9 protein-coding genes are annotated in these 5,867 nt (G+C 37.7%); 7 read left to right on the top strand and 2 right to left on the bottom strand.

Annotation, left to right across the window (positions count from 1 at the left end; genetic code table 11):
* Positions 1 to 484: 484 nt before the first annotated feature.
* A complete protein-coding gene (locus tag ACFIK2_RS08135) occupies positions 485 to 1,540 on the bottom strand; it encodes a type I restriction endonuclease (protein ID WP_144755027.1) in 1,056 nt (351 codons plus the stop codon).
* 19 nt (positions 1,541 to 1,559) lie between these two features.
* On the bottom strand, positions 1,560 to 2,213 hold the full coding sequence (locus ACFIK2_RS08140; protein WP_004856665.1) for a LexA family transcriptional regulator: 654 nt from the start codon (positions 2,211 to 2,213) through the stop codon (positions 1,560 to 1,562).
* A 95-nt stretch (positions 2,214 to 2,308) separates the two neighbouring features.
* Here ACFIK2_RS08140 and ACFIK2_RS08145 point away from each other — a divergent pair, with 95 nt between their 5' ends.
* The 7 genes from ACFIK2_RS08145 to ACFIK2_RS08175 form a co-directional block, all read left to right on the top strand.
* Positions 2,309 to 2,584: a helix-turn-helix domain-containing protein gene (locus ACFIK2_RS08145; RefSeq protein ID WP_375633226.1), complete on the top strand. Its 276-nt coding sequence runs from the start codon at positions 2,309 to 2,311 to the stop codon at positions 2,582 to 2,584.
* A 17-nt stretch (positions 2,585 to 2,601) separates the two neighbouring features.
* Positions 2,602 to 2,970: a hypothetical protein gene (locus tag ACFIK2_RS08150; RefSeq protein ID WP_375613947.1), complete on the top strand. Its 369-nt coding sequence runs from the start codon at positions 2,602 to 2,604 to the stop codon at positions 2,968 to 2,970.
* 122 nt (positions 2,971 to 3,092) lie between these two features.
* Positions 3,093 to 3,410 (top strand): dATP/dGTP diphosphohydrolase domain-containing protein, encoded by a 318-nt coding sequence (locus ACFIK2_RS08155; RefSeq protein WP_375613946.1) that lies wholly within the window; start codon positions 3,093 to 3,095, stop codon positions 3,408 to 3,410.
* Between the two features lie 76 nt (positions 3,411 to 3,486).
* The gene (locus tag ACFIK2_RS08160; protein WP_375677142.1) at positions 3,487 to 3,852 is read left to right on the top strand and encodes a hypothetical protein; all 366 of its coding nucleotides are present in this window, start codon (positions 3,487 to 3,489) and stop codon (positions 3,850 to 3,852) included.
* A gap of 405 nt (positions 3,853 to 4,257) precedes the next feature.
* The gene (locus ACFIK2_RS08165; RefSeq protein WP_375677143.1) at positions 4,258 to 4,728 is read left to right on the top strand and encodes a crossover junction endodeoxyribonuclease RuvC; all 471 of its coding nucleotides are present in this window, start codon (positions 4,258 to 4,260) and stop codon (positions 4,726 to 4,728) included.
* Entirely contained in the window at positions 4,718 to 5,053 is a 336-nt protein-coding gene (locus tag ACFIK2_RS08170) for a DUF1376 domain-containing protein (RefSeq protein WP_375633224.1), read from the top strand. The genes ACFIK2_RS08165 and ACFIK2_RS08170 overlap by 11 nt, the downstream gene beginning before the upstream one ends.
* Positions 5,043 to 5,867 (top strand): DUF1376 domain-containing protein (locus tag ACFIK2_RS08175; protein ID WP_375677144.1); only part of this gene is annotated, 825 nt, incomplete at its 3' end. The genes ACFIK2_RS08170 and ACFIK2_RS08175, both read left to right, overlap by 11 nt.

Consider the following 5,867-nt stretch of genomic DNA (forward strand, 5'->3'; position numbering starts at 1 on the left):
ACCGACCAATGTTTTGATCATCATCATAGACAACTAATAAAATTTCATTGGAATTAATAAGAATTGGCTTATCCATAATTTTTCCTCCCTAACGCCTCTTGGCGATTGTTCGTGTTAATGTAATTTAATCTACACCAGATCGGCTTTTGCTTCTTCGTGATATGTTGTTATAGAGGAGTATACCGTAAAGGATTATTATGGTCAAGTCATTTTATGCTAAAATGGTTTTTTTATAAATGAACTTTAATATTTATTACGAATCGGTTTGAGTATTGTAGCGTTCAGTGTAGAGGCATGATACTTCCTAGTATCCCGTAAAAAATAAATCAGTTAGCTGTATTTGAAATTTATATGCAGGAAAAATTGGGGCAGTGTGCAGACAGAGCCAATCGATGGGTAGATAACGCCGTAGTTTTTTTATAAAAACTGCGGACGAACAAAAAAACCCCGCTTCAGCGGGGCATACATAGGTTGTTAGAATATCTTATAAATATTTTTTTGCTGTTTCTCTTATTCTGTCTGCAAAATCATAAATATTATCTAGCGTTTCAATACCGACTTTTTCATCAATATCAGTATCGAAAAGGGCTAGTTGCTTATGTTTTCTGTTAAAGTGCAGTCGAACCAACGGCTTTCTGTTATTATTGTCAATTAAAATGGCGCAGTACGACTTTGCATCTCTGATAACAATACGGTCGGCAGAAATAACTTCACGCGCAATTGCCTTGACAATCATGAAGCCTTCAACTTCCTCTTCGGTCGTTATTATGGCATGTTCATTACCAATAGATGTAGCAATATTATCTTGCTTGTCGGTTTCAGTTGTTGTTTGTAAAGCGCTAGAAAGCCGACTTTTTACCGCATCAGATATTACTTCGCGAAACGCATTTTTAGTAACACCTGTGAGCATTTCTAAGACATTAGCAGTCAGGCGCCCTTCATAAACATCCGCACAAGCAACACGAACAAAACCTTCGGACGGATTTTCTATTTCTTTTTGGATGTTTTGTTTTATTCCAGATACATATTTGAGCTGCTCGGCTGTCACCAATATATTTTCAATATTAAATGCTGAGCGTTCAAACTTTTTAAGCTCTGTAAGTACCACAGTATTGTATTCTATTACATCAAAAGTAAGGAATGGCCTATTATCGAGCTTGTTTGCAGCATCAAGATCTGTGTAAAAATGAAAAAATCGACCATTTGTCAAAATCGCGAATTTAGCATTCGTTACACTAAAGTATCGATATAATTGACTTAAATGCTTTGAACTCAATTCGCAAGATATCGGTTTGCACTCAAAAAGAATACGTATCTCACCGTCTATACGGATAGCATAGTCAACTTTTTCACCTTTTTTACCAACGGCATCAGCAGTAAACTCGGGAATGACTTCAAGTGGATCGAAAATATCATACCCAAGTGCGCGCAGAAATGGTAAAACGACCGCTGTTTTGACCGCTTCTTCAGTTAACATAGTATCTGAATGATTTTTGACTTTATCAGCTATTATTTTTAAGCTCTCGTCTACTGTCCCCACTCCCGCTTCTCCTTTGTTTTCAGGGTTTTCTTAAAATCCAAAGAACTTTCCCAACTACACGAATCTCCTCTCCATCAGTTGCCCCATTTATTTTGATAGGTTCTTGATGATTGGGTTCAGTACTTTCAGGCCATAGTTCAAATCCACTAATAGTTTGACGTATACGTTTAGCTGTACGCTCAATCATTTGACCATTGAATCGGCTGCGTTCAACTATCACGAGATCGTTAGGTTCCACATTAATGCCGGCTTTTATTATGTCTACGCAAATAAGTTGATCACCATCACGAGCAATTTTGTTAAGGCAGTTGCCCTCGATTTTTAAAGCAAATTGAAAGTGAGCTGGGTATTTCGAGGTGCTGGGTACATATTCTATGTCATCAAATCCAAAATCCATATCTTCGACCGACATCCACGAGCTAGCAGCAACTTTTCCTATCACCGGTATCATTCCAATAGCATTAGATATGGGATGTATTTCCTCGTTTTCTGGGAAAAGAAGATTAAACGGCTTTACACCAAGATGTGGTGCTAACTTTTCCGCCCACTCTTTGGTTAATTTTCGCTCACCTTTTTCAAGCCGTTTTATTTGAGGTTGCGTGGTACCAGCTTTTTCAGCCAATTTCACCTGTGTGAGTCCCAAATCTTTCCTCAATTTTTTAATTATATGCATGCTCTAAACCTTACACCAAGACTGCTTATTTAACAAAGTCCATAAAGGTATTTTTTTATTGACTAAAACAGTCTTTTATGGTATTTATTTGAATTATGGAAAAATTGAAATCATATCTCACACGAAATAAACTATCTCAAGCCGAATTTGGGAAGCAAGTTGGCGTAGCACAGAGTACGATTAACAGGTATTTACGCGGCTTGCGGTTTCCTGAGCCTGAAATTGTCTTAAAGATTGAAAAGACAACCAATGGTATTGTTCGTCCCGTTGACTGGTATGTCGATTTATACCCACGCCCCTCTCTTGAAGAGGTGGGCGTGCCACTTACTACAGCTGATAACAAACACCCACAGCAGCCTTCACACTCTTAAGAAGAAAGAAAGTAAAGATGGATTATGGTTTAGCGGCAATTATTATACTTTTTACGACCAATGTAATTACGGTTTTTTGTTTGTGGGCCTATCGTAAAGTTTTTTATTTATATCGTAAAAAAGAGCAAAGCTATGTAAATGTTTTGCAAAAATCATATTATACTTTTTATATTTTGAAAGATTTAATACAGGAAATAGGTTTTCCAGAAGGCTGTACAATCGTTTTTAATAATTCTGATTGGAATTTTTCTTTTGATGAAAACAACCATTTAATAGCCAAAAATTCTTTAGGACCAGAATTGTCCATAAAGATGCATGGCGACACAAAATATTTCAAAGAAAACTCTCAAAAAATTTTTGAAAAACACAATCGGTCCAAACATTAAATGTAACGAGATGAGGCATGCAGTGTATTTTTGAATTGAGTAAGTTCATTTTTTTAATTTATGACTAAATGCTCTGTCATAGCAAACATATAAATACGTAGAGCCTTAAGGGGGGGATAATCATGGTTTTTAAAGCACATAAGAATGACATTGGTAAACCGCGTGTTGATCTTATTCCACCGTTGACACTGATTGAAATCGGTAGAGTTTTAGAGCTTGGAGAAAACAAATACGGTGCAAGCAATTGGCGTCATGGCATGAATTGGAGCCGTTTGTATGGAGCTTCTTTACGTCATTTATTAGCATGGTTTGGTGGAGAGAATAAGGATGGCGAGAGTAATTTATCACACTTGGCACATGCGGCTTGTTGCATTCTTTTTTTAATGGAATGCGAGGCAAAACGGATTGGCCGAGATGACCGCCCTAAAAGCAAAGAATAGAGATCAGAATGAGTTCGAATGAGATTTTAATAGCGGGCGCTTGGTAGTTTTGGGAGCTTTGCTTGTATGCGGAGCGATGTTGCGTGTTGTATTTTATTATCGCAACAAAGTCAAAGTTCTTAAAGAGCAGGTCTTGACTTTAAAAAGCAGCATAAAAACTCTTGATGAAGAATACGCGTGGTCAAGAAGTGCATCTTCAAAGGACGTGGCAAAGAGAACTAGTGATCTGAATATTGCAATTAAAGAACGCGATAGAGCGATAAAAGAACTACAACAAAGGACTGAAGAACATGAAAAGGCATTCAGAGATGTAAGTGAAGTAGTGATGGCACTAAAAGCAGATGTTCAATCACGTGACGAGGAAATTGAAAGACTAAGACAAGAGCTTAAGCAGCGTGAAGGTGCAGTAAAAACGCCGCCTCATAAGAAGAAAAGAAAGTGAGGGAAAAAAGATGAGTGTGACAGCGATAGCTTTGGGTATTGCATTTGTGATCTTTGATTTACTTATAATCTCCTTTGTTGTCTCGGAAATATTAGACAAAAAGAACGATAAACTCCGTGAGATCATTTCGAAAAAACATAAAATTTTACACGATTTGAAAATGCATATCTTCAAGAATGGGGTGGGAACATGAATCTAGGTGAATTAGTACTCTACTTATTCATATCAATAAATGCAGTGTTTTTTATTGCAATGATGGTTTTTATACTTTTAGTTGCGCCTATTTACATAGTGTATACTTCTGCTCAACCCGTCATAAAAAAGAAGAAAATTCTTAAGGAATTAGATGCTGAGATTGAGAGTTTAAAGCACAAGATTAATGAGAAGTAGGTACTGGTGATTTAGATGTCTCATACAATTCTTTGCCTTGATCTAGGGACCAAGACAGGCTGGGCGATATGCGGTGCGGATGGTCACATCATCAGTGGTGTCATGAATTTCCACCCCCGATATTTTGAAGTCGGTGGAATGCATTATTTACGCTTTAAGAGATGTCTATCAGAAATAAAACAGACAGTAGGCAGCATTGACGCGATGTATTTTGAAGAAGTGAGGCGTCATAATAGTACTGATGCAGCGCATATTTACGGTGACTTGTTATCAACATTAACGGCGTGGTGTGAACATCATCAGATACCGTATGAAGGCATTCCCGTTGGTACCATTAAGAAAGCAATGACAGGCAAAGGGAATGCGTCAAAAGAAGAAATGATTAAGGCAATGCGTGCAAAAGGTCACGCGCCTTGTGATGACAACGAAGCAGATGCTTTGGCAATTTTATATTTAATGAAAGAAGGGGATATACATGTCCGGTAAAATACCATGGACGAGACTGTTTGCCGATAAATGGGCGGTGGTCGTCGATTATTTACCTCCTGTAGAAGGTAATATCTATATGAGATTGCGATTTCGCATGCTTCGTACTGGTGAACCTCTTTTTTGTAATATTAAAGTTTTATCTCATTACACTGGTTATTCAGTAAAGAAATTTGAGACAGCATTGAATGTTTTGCTAGAAGAGGGATACATCATTCGTTTAGAAGATGGTCGTTTGTGGAGTTCACAAGTTGAGGAGGAACTCAATAACTTCAATGAAGATCTAAATAATAATAAAGAACAGGAGGGGAAATATGTCAACTAAGTTAGCTTGGGTTCGTTGTTTTCCTTCTGATTGGGTATCTGATGCTAGTGGAATGACGTCGCATCAAATATCGACTTATATGATGTTGATATTGCTTATGTATAAGAAGAGACAGCCAATTCTTGAGAATGCCTCTATATTAGCACGCATTTCTGGTTGTTCAGTAAAAGCTTTTAATAAAGCGCTAGATTTTTTATTGAGTGATGAGAAACTGATACGTTTAGAAGGTGGTCGTTTATGGAGTTTACAGGTTGAAGAGGAACTCAACAACTCTAATGAGAATTTGAATAAGTTTTCAGAGAGAGCGCAAAAGGCAGCGAAGGCAAGATGGGATAAAAATACAAAAGATGCTTGTGATATTAAGCATGATGCTAACAGCATGCTTAAGGATGCTAAGCATGATGCTTGTGATGCTATAACAAACAATACAAACATATATAATAAAAAAACTAAAACTAACGTTTTAGCAAAAAAAGAAATTGGTTCTGAAAGTTTAGCAACAATCGATTTGGTTGACGAGCCAACAGAGGTTGCTGCTGTTGAGACCACATCAGAGCAAATCACAACGGGTGTAGAAAACCAACCTCCCATTCACGAGCAAGAGAACGTTCCCAAAAAAGCAAAACGAGCGCAAGCTAATCGCGGTTGTCGATTGCCTACGGATTTTGAACCCGATTACGATTTTGCAATCGAAGAGGGCTTGCCTCCAGAGCGCGTGAAAGTCGAAATTGCAAAGTTTCGAGATTTTTGGAAAGCCTGTGCAGGAAAGAATGCTATCAAACGTGATTGGCAAGCAACATGGAGAAACTGGGTG

The organism is Bartonella sp. AP88XZML (genome assembly GCF_042195565.1).
Taxonomy (GTDB): domain Bacteria; phylum Pseudomonadota; class Alphaproteobacteria; order Rhizobiales; family Rhizobiaceae; genus Bartonella.